This window comes from Pseudomonas viciae, from assembly GCF_004786035.1.
GTDB lineage: Bacteria > Pseudomonadota > Gammaproteobacteria > Pseudomonadales > Pseudomonadaceae > Aquipseudomonas > Aquipseudomonas viciae.
The window spans coordinates 334,779-356,169 of record NZ_CP035088.1 but is presented as its reverse complement, the minus strand read 5'-3'; the positions used below and the strand labels follow the sequence as shown (position 1 = coordinate 356,169).

General features: G+C 59.9%; 23 protein-coding genes and 2 tRNA genes. 17 read left to right on the top strand and 8 right to left on the bottom strand.

From position 1 onward, the window contains the following. Nucleotides 1–41: 41 nt before the first annotated feature. The 6 genes from hisF to EPZ47_RS01580 all read right to left on the bottom strand — a co-directional run bounded on the left by hisF (nucleotide 42) and on the right by EPZ47_RS01580 (nucleotide 5,036). On the bottom strand, nucleotides 42–812 hold the full coding sequence (hisF, locus tag EPZ47_RS01605) for an imidazole glycerol phosphate synthase subunit HisF (RefSeq protein WP_003196830.1): 771 nt from the start codon (nucleotides 810–812) through the stop codon (nucleotides 42–44). A gap of 9 nt (nucleotides 813–821) precedes the next feature. Beyond that, the gene (gene hisA / locus EPZ47_RS01600; protein WP_135843232.1) at nucleotides 822–1,559 is read right to left on the bottom strand and encodes a 1-(5-phosphoribosyl)-5-[(5-phosphoribosylamino)methylideneamino]imidazole-4-carboxamide isomerase; all 738 of its coding nucleotides are present in this window, start codon (nucleotides 1,557–1,559) and stop codon (nucleotides 822–824) included. Between the two features lie 42 nt (nucleotides 1,560–1,601). After that, nucleotides 1,602–1,856, bottom strand: coding sequence for a DUF2164 domain-containing protein (locus tag EPZ47_RS01595; RefSeq protein WP_003186749.1), 255 nt, complete (start codon nucleotides 1,854–1,856; stop codon nucleotides 1,602–1,604). Continuing rightward, nucleotides 1,856–2,494 carry an imidazole glycerol phosphate synthase subunit HisH gene (gene hisH / locus EPZ47_RS01590; RefSeq protein WP_135843231.1) on the bottom strand — a complete coding sequence of 213 codons (639 nt, stop codon included), beginning with the start codon at nucleotides 2,492–2,494 and terminating at the stop codon, nucleotides 1,856–1,858. Before hisH ends, EPZ47_RS01595 begins: the two co-directional genes overlap by 1 nt. After that, the gene (gene hisB, locus EPZ47_RS01585) at nucleotides 2,494–3,087 is read right to left on the bottom strand and encodes an imidazoleglycerol-phosphate dehydratase HisB (protein WP_003186751.1); all 594 of its coding nucleotides are present in this window, start codon (nucleotides 3,085–3,087) and stop codon (nucleotides 2,494–2,496) included. Before hisB ends, hisH begins: the two co-directional genes overlap by 1 nt. Nucleotides 3,088–3,374: 287 nt before the next feature. Continuing rightward, complete coding sequence (locus EPZ47_RS01580; RefSeq protein ID WP_135843230.1) at nucleotides 3,375–5,036, bottom strand: OFA family MFS transporter; 1,662 nt, start codon at nucleotides 5,034–5,036, stop codon at nucleotides 3,375–3,377. Between the two features lie 262 nt (nucleotides 5,037–5,298). Between EPZ47_RS01580 and panM the strand changes: the two genes are divergently transcribed. From panM to EPZ47_RS01535, 9 genes are all read left to right on the top strand, one after another. Further along, the gene (panM, locus tag EPZ47_RS01575) at nucleotides 5,299–5,697 is read left to right on the top strand and encodes an aspartate 1-decarboxylase autocleavage activator PanM (protein WP_135843229.1); all 399 of its coding nucleotides are present in this window, start codon (nucleotides 5,299–5,301) and stop codon (nucleotides 5,695–5,697) included. Nucleotides 5,698–5,815: 118 nt separating this feature from the next. After that, nucleotides 5,816–8,041, top strand: a complete 2,226-nt coding sequence (locus tag EPZ47_RS01570; protein WP_135843228.1) for an AsmA family protein — start codon at nucleotides 5,816–5,818, stop codon at nucleotides 8,039–8,041. Next, the gene (gene mutY / locus EPZ47_RS01565; protein ID WP_135843227.1) at nucleotides 8,038–9,105 is read left to right on the top strand and encodes an A/G-specific adenine glycosylase; all 1,068 of its coding nucleotides are present in this window, start codon (nucleotides 8,038–8,040) and stop codon (nucleotides 9,103–9,105) included. Before EPZ47_RS01570 ends, mutY begins: the two co-directional genes overlap by 4 nt. Next, entirely contained in the window at nucleotides 9,102–9,374 is a 273-nt protein-coding gene (locus EPZ47_RS01560; protein ID WP_135843226.1) for an oxidative damage protection protein, read from the top strand. The genes mutY and EPZ47_RS01560 overlap by 4 nt, the downstream gene beginning before the upstream one ends. A 102-nt stretch (nucleotides 9,375–9,476) precedes the next feature. Next, nucleotides 9,477–9,552: transfer RNA gene (locus tag EPZ47_RS01555), tRNA-Phe, on the top strand. Nucleotides 9,553–9,673: 121 nt separating this feature from the next. Further along, complete coding sequence (locus EPZ47_RS01550; protein ID WP_135843225.1) at nucleotides 9,674–10,003, top strand: DHCW motif cupin fold protein; 330 nt, start codon at nucleotides 9,674–9,676, stop codon at nucleotides 10,001–10,003. Nucleotides 10,004–10,068: 65 nt separating this feature from the next. Further along, nucleotides 10,069–10,476 (top strand): hypothetical protein, encoded by a 408-nt coding sequence (locus EPZ47_RS01545; protein WP_135843224.1) that lies wholly within the window; start codon nucleotides 10,069–10,071, stop codon nucleotides 10,474–10,476. A 221-nt stretch (nucleotides 10,477–10,697) separates the two neighbouring features. Then, nucleotides 10,698–11,741 (top strand): PDDEXK nuclease domain-containing protein, encoded by a 1,044-nt coding sequence (locus EPZ47_RS01540; protein ID WP_135843223.1) that lies wholly within the window; start codon nucleotides 10,698–10,700, stop codon nucleotides 11,739–11,741. A gap of 151 nt (nucleotides 11,742–11,892) precedes the next feature. Further along, complete coding sequence (locus EPZ47_RS01535; RefSeq protein ID WP_135843222.1) at nucleotides 11,893–12,339, top strand: hypothetical protein; 447 nt, start codon at nucleotides 11,893–11,895, stop codon at nucleotides 12,337–12,339. A 9-nt stretch (nucleotides 12,340–12,348) separates the two neighbouring features. Here the strand turns inward: EPZ47_RS01535 and EPZ47_RS01530 are convergent, their stop codons facing one another. Next, the gene (locus tag EPZ47_RS01530) at nucleotides 12,349–12,786 is read right to left on the bottom strand and encodes a carboxypeptidase regulatory-like domain-containing protein (RefSeq protein WP_135843221.1); all 438 of its coding nucleotides are present in this window, start codon (nucleotides 12,784–12,786) and stop codon (nucleotides 12,349–12,351) included. A gap of 381 nt (nucleotides 12,787–13,167) precedes the next feature. Between EPZ47_RS01530 and EPZ47_RS01525 the strand changes: the two genes are divergently transcribed. The 6 genes from EPZ47_RS01525 to EPZ47_RS01500 all read left to right on the top strand — a co-directional run bounded on the left by EPZ47_RS01525 (nucleotide 13,168) and on the right by EPZ47_RS01500 (nucleotide 17,881). Beyond that, entirely contained in the window at nucleotides 13,168–13,941 is a 774-nt protein-coding gene (locus tag EPZ47_RS01525) for an ABC transporter ATP-binding protein (protein ID WP_135843220.1), read from the top strand. 13 nt (nucleotides 13,942–13,954) lie between these two features. After that, the gene (locus EPZ47_RS01520; RefSeq protein WP_135843219.1) at nucleotides 13,955–14,704 is read left to right on the top strand and encodes an ABC transporter substrate-binding protein; all 750 of its coding nucleotides are present in this window, start codon (nucleotides 13,955–13,957) and stop codon (nucleotides 14,702–14,704) included. Between the two features lie 78 nt (nucleotides 14,705–14,782). Beyond that, complete coding sequence (locus tag EPZ47_RS01515; protein ID WP_135843218.1) at nucleotides 14,783–15,478, top strand: ABC transporter permease; 696 nt, start codon at nucleotides 14,783–14,785, stop codon at nucleotides 15,476–15,478. Further along, entirely contained in the window at nucleotides 15,475–16,164 is a 690-nt protein-coding gene (locus EPZ47_RS01510; protein ID WP_135843217.1) for an ABC transporter permease, read from the top strand. The genes EPZ47_RS01515 and EPZ47_RS01510 overlap by 4 nt, the downstream gene beginning before the upstream one ends. Then, nucleotides 16,145–17,377 carry a methyltransferase gene (locus EPZ47_RS01505; RefSeq protein WP_135843216.1) on the top strand — a complete coding sequence of 411 codons (1,233 nt, stop codon included), beginning with the start codon at nucleotides 16,145–16,147 and terminating at the stop codon, nucleotides 17,375–17,377. The genes EPZ47_RS01510 and EPZ47_RS01505 overlap by 20 nt, the downstream gene beginning before the upstream one ends. A gap of 428 nt (nucleotides 17,378–17,805) precedes the next feature. After that, nucleotides 17,806–17,881: transfer RNA gene (locus EPZ47_RS01500), tRNA-Thr, on the top strand. 161 nt (nucleotides 17,882–18,042) lie between these two features. Here the strand turns inward: EPZ47_RS01500 and EPZ47_RS01495 are convergent. Next, nucleotides 18,043–18,684: a BRCT domain-containing protein gene (locus EPZ47_RS01495; RefSeq protein WP_135843215.1), complete on the bottom strand. Its 642-nt coding sequence runs from the start codon at nucleotides 18,682–18,684 to the stop codon at nucleotides 18,043–18,045. Nucleotides 18,685–19,206: 522 nt separating this feature from the next. On the opposite strand from EPZ47_RS01495, the gene EPZ47_RS01490 reads away from it, so the two are divergent. Both EPZ47_RS01490 and EPZ47_RS01485 read left to right on the top strand, forming a co-directional pair. Next, nucleotides 19,207–19,485: a DUF3077 domain-containing protein gene (locus EPZ47_RS01490; protein WP_135843214.1), complete on the top strand. Its 279-nt coding sequence runs from the start codon at nucleotides 19,207–19,209 to the stop codon at nucleotides 19,483–19,485. 264 nt (nucleotides 19,486–19,749) lie between these two features. Continuing rightward, nucleotides 19,750–21,357: a methyl-accepting chemotaxis protein gene (locus EPZ47_RS01485; protein WP_135843213.1), complete on the top strand. Its 1,608-nt coding sequence runs from the start codon at nucleotides 19,750–19,752 to the stop codon at nucleotides 21,355–21,357. Nucleotides 21,358–21,391 lie beyond the last annotated feature (34 nt).

The window sequence follows — 21,391 nt, the reverse complement described above, 5'->3', positions numbered from 1 at the left end:
TGTGCCCAAGAGTGCCTTGGGCCCGCCATGGTGTCCAGCGATCAGCGAATGCAGATACCGCGATGCGCCATGTAGGCCTTGGCTTCCGGCACGGTGTATTCGCCGAAGTGGAAAATGCTCGCCGCCAGTACCGCACTGGCGTGGCCTTCAAGAATGCCATCGGCCAGGTGCTGCAGGTTGCCGACGCCGCCAGAGGCGATGACCGGAATGCCCAGGGCATCGCTGATCGCGCGGGTGACGCCCAGGTCGAAACCGTTTTTCATGCCGTCCTGGTCCATGCTGGTCAGCAGGATCTCACCGGCACCCAGGCCTTCCATCTTCTTCGCCCATTCAACGGCGTCGAGGCCCGTAGGCTTGCGGCCGCCGTGGGTGAAGATTTCCCAACGCGGGGTTTCGCCCGGGCCGGACACCTTCTTGGCATCGATGGCCACGACAATGCATTGCGAGCCGAAGTGTTGGGCCGCCTCGCCTACGAATTCCGGGTTGAACACCGCCGCCGTGTTGATGGACACCTTGTCCGCACCGGCGTTGAGCAGATTACGGATGTCCTGCACGGTGCGCACGCCACCGCCCACGGTCAGCGGGATGAACACCTGGCTGGCCATGCGCTCGACGGTGTGCAAGGTGGTATCGCGGCCATCGACACTGGCCGTGATGTCGAGGAAGGTAATTTCGTCGGCACCCTGCTCGTCGTAGCGACGGGCGATTTCCACCGGGTCGCCGGCGTCACGGATGTTCTCGAACTTCACACCCTTGACCACCCGACCGTTGTCCACGTCCAGGCAAGGGATGATGCGTTTGGCCAGCGCCATGGTGAGTCCTCAGCCTTTGTAGGAGTCGCAGAAGGCCTGGGCCTCAGCGACATCCAGGGTGCCTTCATAGATCGCGCGACCAGTGATCGCGCCGATGATGCCTGGCGCCTTGGCGTCGAGCAGCGCCTTGATGTCGCCCAGGTTGTGGATACCGCCGGAGGCGATGACCGGGATCTTCGTGGCGGCGGCCAGGGCGGCGGTGAACGGGACGTTGCAGCCCTGCATCATGCCGTCTTTGGCGATGTCGGTGTAGACGATGGCAGACACGCCGTCGGCTTCGAAGCGCTTGGCCAGGTCGATCACCTGCACGGTGCTGACTTCAGCCCAGCCGTCGGTGGCGACAAACCCGTCCTTGGCGTCCAGGCCAACGATGACCTTGCCCGGGAACGCGCGGCAGGCTTCGGCGACGAACTCCGGCTCTTTGACGGCCTTGGTGCCAATGATCACGTAGCTCACGCCGGCCTTGACGTAGTGCTCGATGGTTTCCAGCGAGCGAATGCCGCCGCCGATCTGGATCGGCAGGTGCGGGTAGCGCTTGGCGATGGCCGTGACCACTTCACCGTTCACCGGCTGCCCTTCGAAGGCGCCGTTCAGGTCAACCAGATGCAGGCGACGGCAACCGCCTTCCACCCACTTGGCGGCCATGCTCACCGGGTCATCGGAGAACACCGTGGAATCTTCCATCCGGCCCTGACGCAGACGTACGCAAGCGCCGTCCTTGAGATCGATAGCGGGGATAATCAGCATCTGGCAAACCTTCAAAGACGAATATTCAGCTTGGCTCGAAAATCAGTTTTTCTCGAGCGCCCACAGGTCGCTTTCAATGCTTTCGAACCTTTCTTTAAGGTGCGTCTGCACATCGAAAATCGCCCTGTTGTAATAGTGCGGCGCAATTTCGCGGGTAAACAGGTCAAGAATTTCCGCCGCTTCGAACGAACCCAGGTCCAGTTCGAAACGCTCCTCCATGAACCGCTGGATCTTGCGGTTCGCTTCACTCTCCTGCTCAGGCGTGAGGGTGAGGATTGGCGGCTTCTTGCGGGCCATTACCAGCGCCCGTCCCACGCGGCGAAGTTCTGCAGCAACTGCAGGCCATGGGTATGGCTCTTCTCCGGGTGGAACTGCACGGCGAATCGGGAACCGTCGGCCAGGGCCGCGGCGAAATCGACGCCATAGTGACCGCCACCCACCACCTGCCGCGCATTGCCGGCCGCGATGTAGTAGCTGTGCACGAAGTAAAAGCGCGCCAGGTCCGGAATGTTGTGCCACAGCGGGTGATCCACCGTCTGCTTCACTTCGTTCCAGCCCATGTGCGGGACTTTCAAGTGCTCGCCGTCTTCATGCAGGCCCTTGCCGAAAAACTTCACCTGACCCGGGAACAGGGAGATGCAATCGACGCCGTCGTTCTCTTCGCTACGTTCGAGCAAGGCTTGCATGCCCACGCAGATGCCGAGGAACGGACGGTCCTGGCTGACTTCGTGCACCAGCTTGTCGAAACCCAGGCGCCGAATCTCGGCCATGCAATCGCGAATTGCGCCAACGCCGGGGAATACCACCCGGTCGGCTTCGCGAATCACGGCGGCATCACTGGTGATCAGCACCTTGCCGGCACCCACGTGCTCGAGGGCCTTGGCCACCGAGTGCAGGTTGCCCATGCCGTAATCGATAACCGCGACCGTCTGCATTACAGGACGCCCTTGGTGGACGGCATTTGCCCGGCCATGCGGTCATCGAGCTCCACGGCCATGCGCAGCGCGCGGCCGAAAGCCTTGAACACGGTTTCGATCTGGTGGTGGGTGTTGTGCCCGCGCAGGTTGTCGATGTGCAGGGTCACGTTGGCGTGGTTGACGAAGCCCTGGAAGAATTCCTGGAACAGATCAACGTCGAAACCGCCGACAGTGGCACGGGTGTACGGCACATGCATCTGCAGGCCCGGGCGGCCAGAGAAGTCGATGACCACCCGCGACAGCGCCTCATCGAGCGGCACGTAGGCATGGCCGTAGCGACGGATGCCTTTTTTGTCGCCGATGGCTTTGGTAAAGGCTTGTCCCAAAGTGATACCGACGTCCTCCACCGTGTGGTGGTCATCGATATGCAGGTCGCCCTTGCTGACGATGTCCAGGTCGATCAGCCCGTGACGGGCGATCTGGTCCAGCATGTGCTCAAGAAAAGGCACGCCGATATCAAACCGGGCCTTTCCGGTGCCATCCAGGTTGATCGAGGCTTTGATCTGGGTTTCCAGAGTGTCGCGCTCGACAGACGCCTTACGTTCGGCCATCACCAGCTCCGCAAAATCATTGGGCGAAAAAGGCAGCCATTATAGGGGCGCGAGCGACAAACAGAAACACGGGAGGTGATATCCCTGACGGGCTGAATCCTGGGCTGTCGGTGATAGACATGTCCATACAAGCAATTCTTGCCATCACCCAGAATCAAATGTGGGAGCGGGCTTGCTCGCGAAGGCCGCGTATCCGTCGACATCATCGTCAACTGACACACCGCTTTCGCGAGCAAGCCCGCTCCCACACTAGAGTTGCCCTTACCTTGAGGGTTCGGGCAACGGTCTTAGCGGAACAACACCGCCGTCTTCTGCAGGGTCACCCACACACCCCACGCCAACGGAATGCCCACCACCAGCCAGGCGGCGATCGCCAAAGGCTTGGTGCCCGGCGCGGCTTTCCATTCCAGCGAAGTGCTGCTGTCGGCGCCCTTGTCATGGCCCAGCGCCTGTTCGGCGGCCAGTTCGGCGTCGGTCATGAAGTACTTGTCGGCGACCGGGCGGACCAGCAGATTGCACAGGAAGCCCAGCACCAGCAGGCCGGCGAGGATGTACAAGGTGATGTCATAGGCTGCAGCGCGTTCAACGCCGATGCTCAACTGATATTCACGCAGATAGTTCACCAGTACCGGACCCAGCACGCCCGCCGCAGCCCAGGCAGTCAGCAGGCGACCGTGGATCGCGCCAACCATTTGCGTACCGAACAGGTCCGCCAGGTAGGCCGGCACAGTGGCGAAACCGCCGCCGTACATCGACAGGATGATGCAGAACGCCGCCACGAACAGCGCGACGCTGCCCAGGTGACCGAGGTTCGGGATCAGCGCGTACAGGGCAAAGCCCAGGGCGAAGAACACGAAATAGGTGTTTTTGCGGCCCAGGTAATCCGAGAAGGATGCCCAGAAGAACCGCCCACCGATGTTGAACAGGCTCAACAGCCCGGTAAAGCCGGCCGCGATGGCAGCGATTTGACCGAGTTGCACAGCGTCCAGTTGACCGAAAGGCAGGTCGGTGCCAAGCAATTTACCGCCGAACACTTCCTGCAACAGTGGCGAAGCCATGCCCAGGATGCCGATACCGGCGGAAACGTTCAGGCACAGCACCAGCCATACCAGACGGAACTGCGGGGTTTTCCAGGCAACGTTCACGTGAACGTGGCGATGAGTGATCATCGCGTTCGCGGCTTTCTTCGGTGCCGGGGTCCAGCCTTCAGGCTTCCAGCCAGTCGGCGGAACGCGGTACGACAAGGCGCCACCGATCATGAACACGAAGTAGATCGCGGCCATGACCAAAAAGCTTTGCCATACACCCACGCCAGTCGGCGAAGCGAAGTGGCTCATCAGCGCTGCCGCCAACGGAGCACCTACCATCGCGCCGCCGCCGAAGCCCATGATCGCCATACCGGTGGCCATGCCACGCTTGTCCGGGAACCACTTGATCAGCGTCGAAACCGGGGAGATGTAGCCCAGGCCCAGGCCGATACCGCCAATGACTCCGGAACCGACCCACATCAGCCAGATCTGGTGGGTATAAATACCCAACGCGGAAATCAGCAGGCCACCGCACCAGCACAATGCCGATACAACACCCGCCTTGCGCGGCCCGGCGTGTTCCAGCCAGCCACCCCAGATGGCTGCCGAGCAACCCAGGAAGATAAAGAACAAGGTGTAGATCCAGCCGAGCATCGAGATCGGCCAATCACATTGGGACGAGAAGACTTGCGAGATGAAGCTCATATCCGGCGCACAAGCCACAGGCTTAGTGACACCCAAGGCTTTGGACAGTGGCAACCAGAATACTGAGAAGCCGTAGGCCATGCCGATGCACAGGTGAATGGCCAGTGCGGCCGGTGGAACCAGCCACCGGTTGAAACCGGGCTTGGCGATGATGCGCTCCTTGGAGAGGAACGCAGGCTGGTCGGCAATGCCGTCCGCCGTGATGCTCGTGCTCATGGTGTATCCCCCAGTTGTTAGAATGGTTCGCCAGCCACGCCTCACCCTCAGCCTTCATTGCACGCAGGCATGGCTGTATTTTTTGGTGAAGCTCCATATTGGTGCGACATTACGCCGCAGAAGGACGGACGAACAGGCAAAGGTTACCATTTGATCGTGACAGAAGAGTCAAAGTGATATCACCTTTTTTGTGTCATTTGTCTTATCGCGCCATTACTCACTTTCTGTAGGGTGTGAACCGTTTTATTTTTCAGGAATCTGTATGCCCATCGTTGTCGAGCACCTGAATGAAGCCACCAGCCAGGACCAGCAGGACCTGCATAAAATCTACCGCGACGCCCCGACCTGGCTGTTCGAGCCTTTTGGTGGTGCCGCACAACTCATACAAGGCTGCCTGGAAGACAGCTCGCTGATCGCGGCACGTTTCAATGACCGGCTACTCGGCGCCGCACGCCTGCAACGGCAGCAGAACGTCTGGCACTTGTCCCAAATGTGCGTACGAAACATTACTCGTCGCCGTGGCGTGGCTGAACGACTGGTGAGCGAGGCGCGCAGAATCGCCGGGGAAAACGGCGCCGAGCTACGGTTGTTGGCGCCAGCCGGGCACCTGGAAGCCCAAGCACTGGCGGCCAAATTGAAGATCACGCTGGATGAACGCTAATTAAGGCCGAACACAATTCCCGTGGCGAGGGAGCGAGAAACGATCAGCCAACGCGCCAGCAATTGAGGGCGTTATACTCCCAGGCTAAATTTTGAACTCAACCTACAAGGACTCGCCCATGAAAGCGTTCGGCAAAATCCTGGGTCTGGTACTTCTCGGGCTGTTGCTGATCATTGTGGCCCTGGGCTTTGCCCTGACCCACCTCTTCGATCCCAACGACTATAAAGAAGAGATCCGCCAGATAGCCCGCGACAAGGCCCACATTGAGCTGACGCTCAATGGCGACATCGGCTGGAGCCTGTTTCCATGGTTGGGTCTGGAGTTACATGACGCCAGCGTCGCCACACTGGCCAACCCGACACACCCTTTCGCCGACCTGCAGATGCTCGGCCTGTCGGTGCGAGTGATACCGTTGCTGCGTCGGGAAGTGCAGATGAGCGACGTCCGGGTCGAAGGCCTGAACCTGCGACTCAACCGTGACAAGAACGGCCACGGCAATTGGGAAGACATCGGCAAGGTACCCGCCTCTGCGACAACAGCGAGTGCGCCGGCACCGGCCGAGCAGCCAGCCCCGTCCACCAGCACCCCGGCAGAAAAACCGGCCCAGCCGACCCGCCTGGATATCGACAGCCTGACCGTGAACAACGCCCGGATCGAATACACCGACGAGCAGACCGGCAAGTTGTTCACTGCCGAAAGCATCCAGCTGAGCACCGGCGCGGTCCACGACTCCACCAACATCCCGGTCACCCTTACCGCATTCCTGTCCAGCAACCAGCCAGCCGTGCGTGTGCGTACCGAACTCACTGGCGAACTGCGCTTCGAACGCGCCTTGCAGCGCTACAAGTTCGAAGACCTGAAGCTGTCCGGCGAAGCCACAGGCGACCCATTGCAGGGCAAGACCCTGAACTTTGCCGCACAAGGCCAGCTATTCCTGGATAAGGCAGCAAACGTCGCCGAATGGACCGGCATCAAGCTGTCCCTCAACCAATTGCGTGCCTTGGGTGAACTGAAGGTCAACGACCTCGACAAAACGCCGCAATTGAGTGGCGGCATGTCGATCGCCCAGTTCGACCTGGCAAACTTTGTCGATAGCATCGGCCAGAAACTGCCGGCCATGGCCGAAGGCAGCCTGAGCAAGGTCGAGCTGGTCAGCCGCATTGCCGGTACGCCGACCAGCGCCGAATTCAATGACCTCAACCTGAAAGTCGACGACAGCAGCTTCAACGGTCGTATCGTCGTGGAAGACTTCGCCAAGCAATCCTTGCGTGTGCAGCTCAAGGCCGACACGTTCAACGTCGACCGCTACCTGCCACCCAAATCCGCCGAAGCCGACAGCAGCAAGGCGGCTCGCGAGGCCGAGGTCAACAACACCGAAGCCAGCGCCATGGCCGGTGCCGGCAGCACGCCACTGCCGAGCGCTCCGACCCAGGGCGCCTGGAGCAACGATCGACTGTTTCCGGTGGAGCGCCTGAGCAAACTGGACCTGGAAGCCGACCTGACCTTCGGCCAACTGACCCTCGATAAACTGCCCATCCAGAACGCCGCGCTCAAGGCCACGGGCCTTGGCGGCCTGCTGACCCTGGAGAACCTGCGGGGCGATTTGTACAACGGCAACTTCGAAGCCAAAGGCACGCTGGACGTGCGCCAGCCCACGCCGCAGTTGAACCTGCAAACCCGCATCAACCGCGTGCCGGCCGAGAAAATCATCGAAAGCCAGGGTAAGAATCCACCGGTCAAAGGCCTGGTGACGCTCAACAGCGCCATAACCGCCAGTGGCAACAGCCAGAAAGCCCTGATCGACAGCCTCAATGGCAACGCCGGGTTCGTCATCAACGATGGCATGCTGCTCAATGCCAACCTCGAACAGCAATTGTGCAAAGGCATCGCCACCCTCAATCGCAAGACCCTCAGTGGTGAACCCCGGGGCAAGGACACGCCGTTCCAGCAACTCAACGGCAACCTCACGTTCCACAATGGCGTTGCCAGCAACCCGGACCTGAAAGTGCGCATCCCCGGCATGATCGTCAACGGCAACGGCGATATCGACCTGCGCGTGCTGGGCATGGACTACCGCGTCGGCATCATCGTCGAAGGTGACAAGAGCGACATGCCCGACCCGGCCTGCCAGGTCAACGAACGCTACGTCGACATCGAATGGCCGTTGCGCTGCCGCGGCCCGCTGGAGCTGGGCGCCAAGGCCTGCCGACTGGACAACGAGGGGATGGGCAAGGTCGCGGCGAAACTGGCCGGCGACCGCCTCGGTGACAAGATCGAAGAGAAGCTGGGCGACAAGGTCAGCCCCGAGCTGAAAGACGCGCTCAAGGGACTGTTCAAGCGATGAGAGCCGAGCAGTTTTCCACCGCCGTACTGGATTGGTTCGACCGCCACGGGCGCCACGATTTGCCTTGGCAACAAGGCATCACCCCGTATCGGGTGTGGGTCTCGGAAATCATGCTGCAGCAGACCCAGGTCAGCACCGTGCTCAATTACTTCGATCGGTTCATGGCCTCGCTGCCTACCGTCGAAGCGCTGGCCGCCGCGCCAGAGGACGAAGTGCTGCACCTGTGGACCGGGCTGGGCTACTACACCCGCGCCCGCAACCTGCAGAAAACCGCGAAGATCGTCGTCGACCTCTACGATGGGGAATTCCCTCGTGACGTGGAAAAACTCACCGAGTTGCCGGGGATCGGCCTGTCCACGGCCGGCGCAATCGCCAGCATTAGCATGGGCCTGCGGGCCCCGATTCTCGACGGCAACGTCAAGCGTGTGCTGGCGCGCTTCACGGCCCAGGAAGGCTACCCGGGCGAACCGAAGGTTGCCAAACAGCTGTGGGCCACCGCCGAGCGCTTCACGCCCCAGGACCGGGTCAACGCCTACACCCAGGCAATGATGGACCTGGGCGCCACACTCTGCACCCGCAGTAAACCCAGCTGCCTGCTTTGCCCGCTGAAAAGCGGCTGCGAGGCGCACATGCTTGGCCTGGAGACGCGCTATCCGATTCCCAAGCCCCGCAAGGAAGTGCCGAAAAAACGCACGCTGATGCCGATGCTGGCCAATCGCGAAGGCGCGATTCTGCTTTACCGTCGCCCCTCCACCGGCCTTTGGGGCGGTTTGTGGAGCCTGCCGGAACTCGACGACCTCGACGACCTGCAGCACCTGGCCCTGCAACACTCGCTGGAACTGGGCAAGCAACAGGAAATGCCGAGTCTGGTGCACACCTTCAGCCACTTCCAGTTGGCGATCGAACCCTGGCTGGTCCGGGTCCGGGAAACCGGCCATCACGTGGCCGAGGCCGACTGGCTCTGGTATAACCTCGCCACCCCGCCGCGCCTGGGCCTCGCCGCCCCGGTCAAAACCTTGCTCGAACGCGCGGCCGCCGTATTGAACGCAGGAGAGTCGTCATGACCCGCATCATCATGTGTCGCAAGTACAAAGAAGAACTCGAAGGCCTGGAGCGCGCTCCGTTTCCGGGCGCCAAAGGCCAGGATATCTTTGACCATGTCTCGGCCAAGGCCTGGGCCGACTGGCAGAAACACCAGACCCTGCTGATCAACGAAAAACGCCTGAACATGATGAACGCCGAAGACCGCAAATACCTTCAGGGCGAGATGGACAAGTTCTTTTCCGGCGAAGAATACGCCAAGGCCGAAGGCTACGTGCCGCCGTCCGAATAAGCTGCCCAGAACCGGGGCGGATCGTAAGCGACGGTAATAATTAAATATTTTTTGAAAACTTGCTTGACGACCCCCTGAAAAACCCGTTTAATGCGCCCCGTTGCCCAGATAGCTCAGTCGGTAGAGCAGGGGATTGAAAATCCCCGTGTCGGCGGTTCGATTCCGTCTCTGGGCACCAAATACCGAAAACCCCGATCAAGAAATTGATCGGGGTTTTTTATTGCGTGGGGTTTCTTCCTCTGCCCTACCGACTCAGCTACATTCGACTCGCTGCTTCCCCCCCAAATAGACGAGTCGACATGGACATCACCAACACCCCCTTTGGCATCACCGACTGGTCGGCCATCGAGCCCACCGAACACAAAGGCGTCACCGGAACCGCTTATTGGCGCACCCAGCAGTTCGGGAACATCCGGGTGCGAATGGTGGAGTACACGGCGGGGTATCTGGCCGACCATTGGTGCACCAAAGGCCATATCCTGTTTTGCCTGAAGGGTGAGTTGAACACCGAACTGGAGGACGGGCGGCAGTTTGTGCTCAAGCCCGGCATGAGCTACCAGGTGGCCGACCAGGCCGAGCCTCATCGCTCTTCAACCTCACTGGGTGCAACGTTGTTTGTGGTGGATTGAATTCGAAGCGTTCGCCCTGAAGCTGTAGGATAGATCGCCTTATTTTCATGTCAGGAATCTGACCCATGTCATCGGCAAACAAACAGCAGAAGCGCAACCAGCGCGCCAAAGCAAAAGCCAAGAAGAACCGGATTCAACGCACCGCCGCGCCGAACGACTTCCTGGACCCGAACGATGAGCGCATCGATCTGGAAACCGTGGATTTATCGGAGCTGTTCCAAGTCATGCGGGCGGCCGAAAAAATCAGCCAGCAGGCCATGTGCGCGGTCTTCCTGGGGCATCCACTACTGGCACTCGTGCTGGAACAGGAAGGCGAAGAAGAAGCCACTGACTTCATCATCACCGCCCTGATCGAATATCGGCGCATGACAAAGGACGTCGACGAGCAGACCGCACTGGACTGGGTTGAAAGCGAGCAGTTCCAAGCCGATTACGTCGCTGCGTCCAACGCGCTGGCGCAAGACCCGAGCTGACCATCACACTGCCAAGCGCTTTTGTCATGAAGGCGCTCGCGGTAGATGACATCCTCCTGAGATAGCTCCTACAAACAGAGGGCAACCGACATAAGGCGGCGTCAAATCCGTCCTGCACGAATCAGTTGTTTTTCCTCCCGAGCAATCAGCCTCGTCCGGCATCATCGACACGTTGTCTGGAGCATCCTTTTGGTCCGCCCACCCTCACGGCTGACATTTCGATGACTTCCCTCCTTCCTCAAGATGACCCAAAGCTCGCACCGCTAATTAACGAGCTTGGCGAACTGATCCGCCAAGCACGCCAGAAGGTCTTGCGCGCGGTCGACACCCTTCAAGTGCAAACCTGCTGGCAGATCGGGCGGCATATCATCGAATTCGAACAGGGAGGCGCCGAGCGGGCGGCCTATGGGGCGCGGCTGCTGTCGACGCTGGCGAAAGTACTGACAGCAAAGTTCGGGAAAGGGTTTGATGCGTCGAATCTGCGCTACATGCGACTTTTCTATCAGGCCTTTCCAATGTGTGACGCACTGCGTCACGAATTGAGTTGGACCCACTATCGCATGCTGCTGCGCGTCGAAAATGACAACGCACGCCATTGGTATATGAACGAAGCCGCTGCGCAAAACTGGTCCACCCGCGCCCTGGAGCGCCAGATCGGCACGTTCTACTACGAACGCCTCCTGGCCAGCCGCGACCGGCCTGCGGTGAAACAGGAGGCCACCGTCAATATCAAGGAACTTGACCTTGGCCCAAGGGATATCATCAGGGACCCGGTGGTTTTGGAGTTCCTCGGGCTGCCCAATGCCGGCACCGTTCTGGAGACGGAACTGGAGCAGGCCTTGATCGACCAGCTACAGGGCTTCCTCCTGGAGCTGGGCAAGGGCTTTGCCTTCATCGCTCGCCAACAAAGAATCAGCACCGAAAGCAAGGACTTCTACCTCGACCTGGTCTTTTACAACTACCTGCTCAAATGCTTTGTGATCGTCGACCTCAAACGTGGCGAGCTGAGCCATCAGGACATCGGGCAGATGGACATGTACGTTCGTCTTTACGACGACCTCAAACGCGGTCCCGACGACAAACCCACCGTCGGTATTATCCTCTGCGCCCAAAAGGATGAATCGGTGGTGCGTTATTCCGTGTTGCAAGGTAACGAGCAATTATTCGCCAGCCAATACCAGTTGGTGCTGCCTACGGAAGAAGAGCTGCGCCATGAGCTGGATCGCGAACGGGCGCGACTTGAAGACGTGACCGCCGGCCTCTGAAAACCGCATGTTCAGTAAACCCATGTAGGATTACGCGCTTTTTCAGCAACAGCGACCTCAAGAACGCTATCCTGCATATCACCGGCCGCAGCCGATCCTTCTCTAACCAGACCTTGCGGACCGCCCCTAACGAATTGGAAACCGAAGCCCAATGGCCTCACTGAACAAACAGCAAAAACGCGCCAAGCGCGCCAAAGAAAAAGCCAAGCAAATCCGCATGACCGGGCGCAAATCCATCCCGATGTATGGCGACCCGGCCCACGCCACCGCCCAGCCGCCGGTCTACGTACTGGAGCTGTTCGTCAAGCTGCGCGACGCCGAGGCCATCAGTCGCAGCGAAATGCTCGACACGTTGCTCGCGTCCCTGAGCGTGATGATCAGCGAACGCCCAAGCCTGCTGGACCTGAAAAACGCCGAAAACGAAAGCATGGCAGCCACCAACCTGGCCGCCGACATGCTGGTGGATTACCGCATGTGGGTCGACGAGATGGACCGCGAGACGGCGCAACGCTGGCTCAGCACCCCGGAGTTCATCCAGGACTTCAGCGAGGCGCTGGATCGGTATCGCCAATCGATGGAAGCGCCTGCCAGCGAATAAGCCCTTCGGTTATTCGTCACCGCTCCAATGGAACACCAGATTGCGTGCGGCGCCGCTGCCTACCTCGGCAGTGTCGCGGCGCGCCTCACCGTTGCGGGTCGCCACCACGGTGTACTTGCCCGGCGGCAATTGCACGTAAACCAGCGGCCCCGCGTCTTCCAGCGTCAGCAGAGTTTGCCCCGACGCGTTCTGCACGGTGACATCCACATCCGGGATGTATTTGTTTTCCACGCCAATCGCAAATGTCATGTGCAGGTTATAGCCCTGGGCCTGCCCGATGGCCCGGGCTTCATCCTCGCCGATACCGCCGGACAAGTAGGCGATACCGTTCTGTTGTGACGGCTGGACTTGCACGCCTGCGCTGTCTATTGGGGCGAGGTTGGTGGCGTTGAGCGTGACGGGGAAAAGCAGTGCGCCGATGGCGATAAGACAGTAGAGGGACTTCATGGCGGCAACTCCTGATTCTGGGAAAGCCATCTCTTTTGATGAATTCAGGAGCGTTCCGGTTTAGATCGATTGGAAGTTGGGCCGACTGCGGATTGGAATAGGCACGCTCATCCGATTAACCCTTCCAACCCCCGCCCAAAGCTGGCACCATCGCGCCTTTTTTCACGCGACTCCCCCGGGATCTTCACCGGCAGACAGGGTTTGCACGGCCGTTAGGTTGTTGATGGCGCGACAGTCTGCTGCGCCTATGCGACAACCTGCCGCGCATCACCGGTTTACCACCCGTAGCGCTGTTGGCGGCCATTCGGACGCATGCTAGCTTGGCCGCCTCGCCCTGGAAGGCCGCCAACAACAAGGGAGCACACACCATGAGGACCGCACATGGCCCAGGCCACGCCCGCGCTTGAAATCCGCAACCTGCACAAACGCTATGGAAAGCTGGAGGTGCTCAAAGGCGTCTCGCTGACCGCCCGCGACGGCGATGTGATCTCGATCCTGGGTTCCTCTGGGTCCGGCAAGTCCACGTTCCTGCGCTGCATCAACCTGCTGGAAAACCCCAACCAGGGGCAGATTCTGGTGGCCGGCGAAGAACTCAAGTTAAAGGCGGCAAAAAACGGTGAGCTGGTGGCCGCCGACGGCAAACAGATCAACCGCCTGCGCAGCGAGATCGGTTTTGTGTTTCAAAACTTTAACCTCTGGCCGCACATGAGCGTGCTCGACAACATCATCGAAGCACCGCGCCGCGTGCTTGGCCAGAGCAAGGCCGAAGCCGTCGAAGTGGCCGAAGCCCTGCTGGCCAAGGTCGGCATCGCCGACAAGCGTCACGCCTACCCCGCCGAGCTGTCCGGCGGCCAGCAACAGCGCGCCGCCATTGCCCGCACCTTGGCGATGAAGCCCAAGGTGATTCTGTTCGACGAGCCCACCTCCGCTCTTGACCCGGAAATGGTCCAGGAAGTACTTAGTGTGATCCGCGCCTTGGCCGAAGAAGGTCGCACCATGCTGCTGGTGACCCACGAAATGGGTTTCGCCCGCCAGGTTTCCAGCGAAGTGGTGTTCCTCCACCAGGGGCTGGTCGAGGAGCAAGGATCGCCACAGCAGGTCTTTGAGAACCCGCTTTCGGCGCGCTGCAAACAATTCATGTCTAGCAACCGCTAACGGAGCAGTACCCATGCAGATCTACAAGAAACTCCTCCTGGCGGCAGCCGCCAGCCTGGTGTTCTCGGCCAACGCCATGGCGGCCGACAAACTGAAGATGGGCATCGAAGCGGCCTACCCGCCGTTCAACAATAAAGACGCCAGCGGCCAGGTCGTGGGTTTTGACAAAGACATTGGCGATGCCCTGTGCGCCAAGATGAAAGTCGAATGCGAAGTGGTCACCTCCAACTGGGACGGCATCATCCCGGCCCTGCTCGCCAAGAAGTTCGACTTCCTGATTTCGTCGCTGTCGATCATCGAAGAGCGCAAGCAGGCTGTGGATTTCACCGACCCGTACTACTCCAACAAACTGCAATTCATCGCGCCGAAAAACGTCGAATTCAAAACCGACAAAGACTCGCTCCAAGGCAAGATCATCGGTGCACAACGCTCCACCTTGGCCGGCACTTACCTTGAAGACAATTATGAGGGCGTCACCACCAAGCTCTACGACACCCAGGAAAACGCCTACCTGGACCTGACCTCCGGCCGCGTCGACGCGATCCTGGCGGATAAGTACGCGAACTACGACTGGCTGAAAACCGATGCCGGCCGAGCTTACGAATTCAAGGGCGACCCACTGGTGGAAAGCGACAAGATCGGCATTGCTGTACGCAAGGGTGACCCGCTGCGCGAAAAGCTGAACGCCGCACTGAAAGAAATCGTCGCCGACGGCACCTATAAAAAGATCAACGACAAGTACTTCCCGTTCAGCATCTACTGATGCTGACGTGCCTGGCCGGTGCTGCTTCCCCGCAGCACCGGTCCTTAGCAAAGCCTGCCGCGATATGAACACACACCCATGATGATCGATCTCTACGGATTCGGCCCGGCACTCGCCGCCGGCGCGCTGATGACCGTCAAACTGGCGCTCTCGGCCCTGTGCCTGGGGCTGCTGCTCGGCCTGCTCGGCGCCTTGGCCAAGACCTCCCCGTACAAGCCGCTGCAATGGCTTGGCGGGACTTATTCGACGCTGGTGCGCGGCGTCCCGGAATTGCTCTGGGTACTGCTGATCTACTTCGGCACCGTCAACCTGATGAGTGCCTTGGGCGAGTACTTCGGCAACCCCGACCTCACCCTGAACGCTTTCGCTGCCGGCGTCATCGCCCTGGGCCTGTGCTTTGGCGCCTACGCCACCGAAGTGTTTCGCGGCGCGATCCTGGCGATCCCCAAGGGCCATCGTGAAGCCGGCGTGGCCTTGGGCCTATCGAAGTCGCGGATCTTCACCCGGCTGATCCTGCCGCAAATGTGGCGCATCGCCCTGCCCGGCCTGGGCAACCTGTTCATGATCCTGATGAAGGACACCGCGCTGGTCTCGGTGATCGGCCTGGAAGAAATCATGCGCCATGCGGAAATCGGCGTGACCGTGTCCAAGCAACCGTTCACCTTCTATATGGTGGCAGCGCTCATGTACCTGGGCCTGACAGTGCTCGCCATGATCGGCATGCACCTGCTGGAACGACGCGCCGCCCGTGGATTTACCAGGAGCACCCAATGAACTGGGAAGTCATCATCAAGTGGCTGCCGAAGCTGGCCCAGGGCGCCACACTGACCCTGGAGCTGGTGGCCATCGCCGTGATCGCCGGGCTGCTGCTGGCGATTCCACTGGGCATCGCCCGTTCTTCACGCCTGTGGTACGTGCGGGCTTTGCCCTACGCCTACATCTTCTTTTTCCGCGGTACGCCGTTATTGGTTCAGCTGTTCCTGGTCTACTACGGCCTGGCGCAATTCGATGCCGTACGCAGCAGCGCATTGTGGCCCTACCTGCGGGACCCGTTCTGGTGCGCCACGGTCACCATGACCCTGCACACCGCCGCCTACATCGCCGAAATCCTGCGTGGCGCGATCCAGGCCATCCCAAAGGGCGAGATCGAAGCCGCGCGGGCCCTGGGCATGTCGCGGCCCAAGGCGCTGTTCTACATCATGCTGCCCCGTGCCGCGCGTATCGGCCTGCCGGCCTACAGCAACGAAGTGATCCTGATGCTCAAGGCCAGCGCCCTGGCGAGCACCGTGACCCTGCTGGAACTCACCGGCATGGCCCGCACCATCATTGCCCGGACTTACCTGCCGGTGGAGATCTTCTTCGCGGCCGGCATGTTCTACCTGTTGATGTCGGTCCTGCTGGTGCAAGGCTTCAAGCAACTGGAGCGCTGGTTGCGCGTCGATGCCTGCCAAGGGCGCTGACAGCGGCGTGTTGACGGGCGAGGCGCTGCTCGCTCGTTTCACCGCGTTGGACGCTTTTCTCACGGAGCACCAGGCCCTGTGGAAACCGCGTCCGTTCACCCATCTGCAGCTGCCCTGGGAAAAGTCCCACCCGGAACTGGCCCAATGGCTACGCCAGCGTTCATTGGATGAGGCGGAAAACGACCATCATCAGCCGTGGTTGATCGAGAATGCGCCAGCACCATTTCCAGAGCTGGCAGCGCTTTCCCGCGCATTGAGTGCTGTCGCGGAATTACCGACCCGAATGCTCGAACCGCCGGCCCACCGCCTCAACGTCGACGTGCCCGGCCGCAAGTGGCAGCAGATCGAAGCCTTCGCCAGCCGCCTGAACTTCGCCACAGAACCGACTCATTGGCTCGACTGGTGCGCCGGTAAAGGCCACCTCGGCCGACGCCTGGTGCACGGCGAACAACAACTGACCTGCCTGGAATACAACCCGGCCCTGGTCGCCAGCGGCCAGCAACTGAGCCAACGCCATTACTTGCCCGCCACACACCTGCGCCAAGACGTGTTGGCGGCAGACGCAGCCCAGGCGATCCGCCCCGCACACACGCCAGTGGCGCTGCATGCCTGCGGCGACTTGCATGTGCGATTGATGCACCTGGCAAGCGCCACCGGCTGTGGACAACTGGCTATCGCACCGTGCTGCTACAACCGCATCAGCACTGAGCATTATCAACCGCTGTCCGACGCAGCCTTTGGCTCGGCCCTACACCTGTCGCTCGAGGATCTGGGCCTGCCGATGAGCGAAACCGTCACCGCTGGCGCACGCGTCCGACGGCAACGGGACCAGTCCATGGCCTGGCGCCTGGGCTTCGACCTGCTGCAACGGCAAATCCGCGGGTGCGAGGATTACCTGCCAACCCCCTCGTTACCCAGTGCCTGGCTGGAAAAATCCTTCGCCCAGTACTGCATCGATCTGGCAGCCCTGAAAGATTTATCCACAGTCGGCTCCCCGGATTGGGCCGGATTGGAAACGGCGGGTTATCAACGCCTGGCCGAGGTGCGCAATCTGGAATTGGTGCGAGGGCTTTTCCGACGGCCGTTGGAGCTTTGGCTGGTACTGGACCGGGCACTTTTCCTCACCCAAAAAGGCTACGACGTTCGCCTGGGCACCTTCTGCGAAATGCCTCTGACGCCACGAAATCTGATATTGCTGGCAGAGCGTTACTGAGGCGAAACAGCCTGTGGATAACTCTGTTGATGGAATCTGCCTGGATCCAAGAAACCCGCGATTTCCTGACCGATTCAAGACTGGTCATTTTTTGTTCACATGGATAAAAAACCATGAAAACAGGCATTTGCGAGCAAACGAGAAAGCTGTCACAAAATCGCAAGGTGCCGGTCGCTTCGTCCTTCCCATTGTGCATAAGCGTCTGAGCGAAACGACATAACCGACGAATTTCGTACGGCCCGAGGCCAGTAGTTACGCCCAAAACAGCCGTGTCGTACAAACACCCTCGGTACTGGGCGGCAGAAGCTTCACCCGCCGACGCCCCTTGAATATCACCGCCCCCCTGCAACGCGTCGAACCCCATGCAAAAATAGTCAGAATTCAGGGGTTTACAGAACGCACCCAATCGCTATAATCGTCGCCCACACGCCGGTATAGCTCAGTTGGTAGAGCAACTGACTTGTAATCAGTAGGTCCCGGGTTCGACTCCTGGTGCCGGCACCATACAAAACGAAGCCCTCGCAGAGATGCGAGGGCTTCGTTGTTTCTGGAGCATCCACTTTTCATCCACACGCTAAAACCTGCTCGCAATGAGGCCGTAAAACCCACCGACAATCTACCAGCCAAGACAAAGGGCTGCTTGGAACACAACGAACGAAGCAACCTCAACCAAACAGCATCTTTTGCCAATGGTCCTCACCCACAATGGCAATCGAAGCCCCCGCCTCCCGCAGCTCTACCGCCTTCATGATCTTCGTTCCATAGGCACTGTGGCGCCACTGCTCATTGCCCACGCTGCCGACCACCAAGTAATGCACCTTCTTACTCACACCGCCCCCAATCAAACCACCCCGCTCCTCGACCAGCGCCTGACAATCTTTGCGCGGCCCAAAGGCCATGACACCTGTAAACACAAACATCCGGCCATCCCACACCAAATCAGGGGCCGGCAAGTTGAATGGAAGATCCGTAGGCGCAACGGCAACAGCACCGCCGACCTTTGGTCTCTCGATGTCCATTCCAGAAAAGCCATGCAGGATATTAAGCAGCTCAAGAGACTCATCCTGGTCCAAGACATCGTCCTGAAGCATGCACGCCAAACGCGAATACAGCAGGTTGATCACCGGATCGTTCAGGTGCGCCAGATTGCTTTCCAACCATTGCTTCAGGAAAACCGCTTCGGTGGTATTCACCACGCCATCTGCCGCAATGCCTGCCGCTAGCCCGACCAATGCGTCAGCAGCGCGTCGATCGATGCGGGCACGGTGGAAGAATTTACTGTTTTCGAATTCGTTGTGTAGATCCATTACGAGCTTTCCTTGGATGGTGTTGGCTCGGATGCGGCAATGTCATAAAGCTAGCACTCCGCCACACAGCTGCAAGCTCGCGCTATCCGACCCGACCTCGTACCGGTGATCACAGATGCGTTAATCCCGGACACACAATTTCTAACCCCGCCAGCATCGCGCCACGATTGCCCCCTATTCGATCGACCGATACCCTCCAACTGTCGCTGCCAATTCAGCGACCGGGCCTGAGAACCCGAGTAAGATGCAGGCGCTACAGCGCCCGAACCACGTTTTGCGGCGTTTTTTAATGTCCGCATTCAGTGTAATGGCGGCTGTGCGTGGGAGACCTTCGGGTCTGCCGGGTTCCTGTATCTCCGGTTTCTCAGCCTGCGCACAGCTGCCACCCATTCGCCTGAGAACGAACGTGGCAGCTCTCATTTGATATGGGAGTTTATCGATGCACGCCATGGATCTGCTGCAGTCTCGCTTTATCGCTTTGCTAGTCACCAGCCGCCGCCAATTGGCAAACGGAGGTGCGCAATGACCCATCCCAAAGACCTCAAAACCCCAGGCCTAACCCCCTTCTCCTACCACTCCGACCGCCCGCTATTCCGCGTCAACAGCGGCATCCCCATTAGCGAAGCCCTGTCACACGCTTCCGACCTGCTCCACGTCGCCAAGGTCTTGGCCGAGGACGCGGCGATGATTCGCAGCACGGATCGGTACGCCTGGGCGTCGTGTTATTTGCAGGATATGAGTAAGGCCGTCATCGATGATGTGGTGAAGGTGCTGGAGGCGCCGGGGAGTAATCCTGCCTAAGAGCTGCTGGTGCAATGCTGCTCACTGGGCGGGGCAGCGTTGGGCTTTAATCTGTAGTAGCGCCGCGAGAAAGGGTGCAAGTTAGAGAAGGGCTGCTTCGCAGCCCAGCGGGCGCTGGGCACCCTCGCCACGGGGAGCGGCGGAACCCTCATCTAATCATTTTCCCCGCCGATAGCTTCAGATAAGCGCACGACCTGTCCCAAGGCTCCGCTCGCGCTCAACTACACTTGCCCAGAATTCCCCCCGCTCCAGGAGCGATATGCGATGAAGATCCGCACCAAAGTCATAGGCTCGGGGTTGGTCAGCCTTTCTTTTGCGCTGTTGCTCGGCGGTATCGGGTTGTGGGGGTATCACTCCATGACCGAGGCCCTGGTGCAGAACGAGACCAGTATTTCGGCCATGCGCAAGCACATGGAGGCGGACATGATGCACGACGCCATTCGTGCCGATGTGCTGGCCGCTCTGCTGGTGAAGCCGGGGGATGCGCAGGGAGCCAAGGAGGTGCTGGAGGCTTTTGACGAGCATTCTCAACGGATGCGCAAGGTAATTGCCGAGAACGCCGAGGCGAGGTTGCCGGAGGCTGTCGCCAAGGCCATTGTCGAGTTGAAACCACAAATCGATACCTACATCGATAAGGCCAAGCAGGTGATCGGCAAGGCGTTGAGTGGTGCGCAGGATGGCCAGGCGTTGCGGACAGAGTTCGACGGGGCGTTTTCGGCGCTGGAGGAACGCAACGAGGTGGTGAGCGAGCTGATCGAAAACCAGGCCCAGTCGTCTCGCCAGCATCAGGACCAGAGTATTCACATGTCGGAGCGCTGGCTGATCGTGACGTTGCTGGCCACGTGCGTGGCGTTGGCGCTGTTGTCATGGAGCCTGCTCAAGGCGGTGCTCACGCCGCTGAATAAAATCATCCTCAATACCCAGGCGATTTCCCAAGGGGATTTGCAGCGGTCGATGGGGGCTCACAGCAAAGATGAGCTGGGCCAGTTGCAAGGCGTGATCGAGCAGATGCAGACCAATTTGCGGCAGATGATCGCCACGATCCGCAGCCAGAGCGATGAGTTGCACGGCACGTCCCGGACCTTGGGCGATACGGCACGGCACATTGTGTCCAGCGCCGATCAGCAGGCCCATAGCGCGACCAGCATGGCAGCGAGCATGGAGCAGATGATAGCGAACATCAGCCAGATCCATCAGCACGCCGACAGTGCACGGACGATTTCGGCGCAGTCCGAACAACTGGCGAGTAGTGGTGGCCAGGTGATTCTCGGGGTGGTGGAAGGCATGAACCGGATTGCCGAGGTGGTCAACCAGTCGTCCGGCAAGATCACGGCCCTGGACGCTTCTTCCGAAGACATTCATTCCATCATTCAGGTGATCAAGAGCATCGCCGAGCAAACCAATCTGCTGGCCCTCAACGCCGCCATTGAAGCGGCCCGCGCTGGCGAGGCAGGGCGCGGTTTTGCGGTGGTGGCCGATGAAGTACGTAACCTGGCGGCACGCACCACCCAGTCCACCCAGGAAATTACCGCGATGATCGAGCGCATCCAGACCAGCGCCCGGGATGCGGTGGCGAATATGCAGGCTTGCGTCAGCCGCGTGGACGAAGGCGTGAACCTGGCCCAGCAGGCTGGGGTGTCCATCAGCGAAATCCGCACCGGCGCCCGGCATGCCGCCGAAGTGGTGGAGGAAATTTCCCAGACCATTGCCGAACAATCGAAGGCCAGCGATGAGATGGCTAAGCGAGTGGAATCGATTGCCGAACAGTCTCGGGAGAACACCCGTTCGATTCACAATTTGACGCAAACGGCGGATCAATTGAACGATGCGGCGGGGTCGATGCAGGCTTCGGTGCAGCAGTTCAAGATCTGATCAAGCAGGGCTGTATCGCACGTTTATGGCGAGG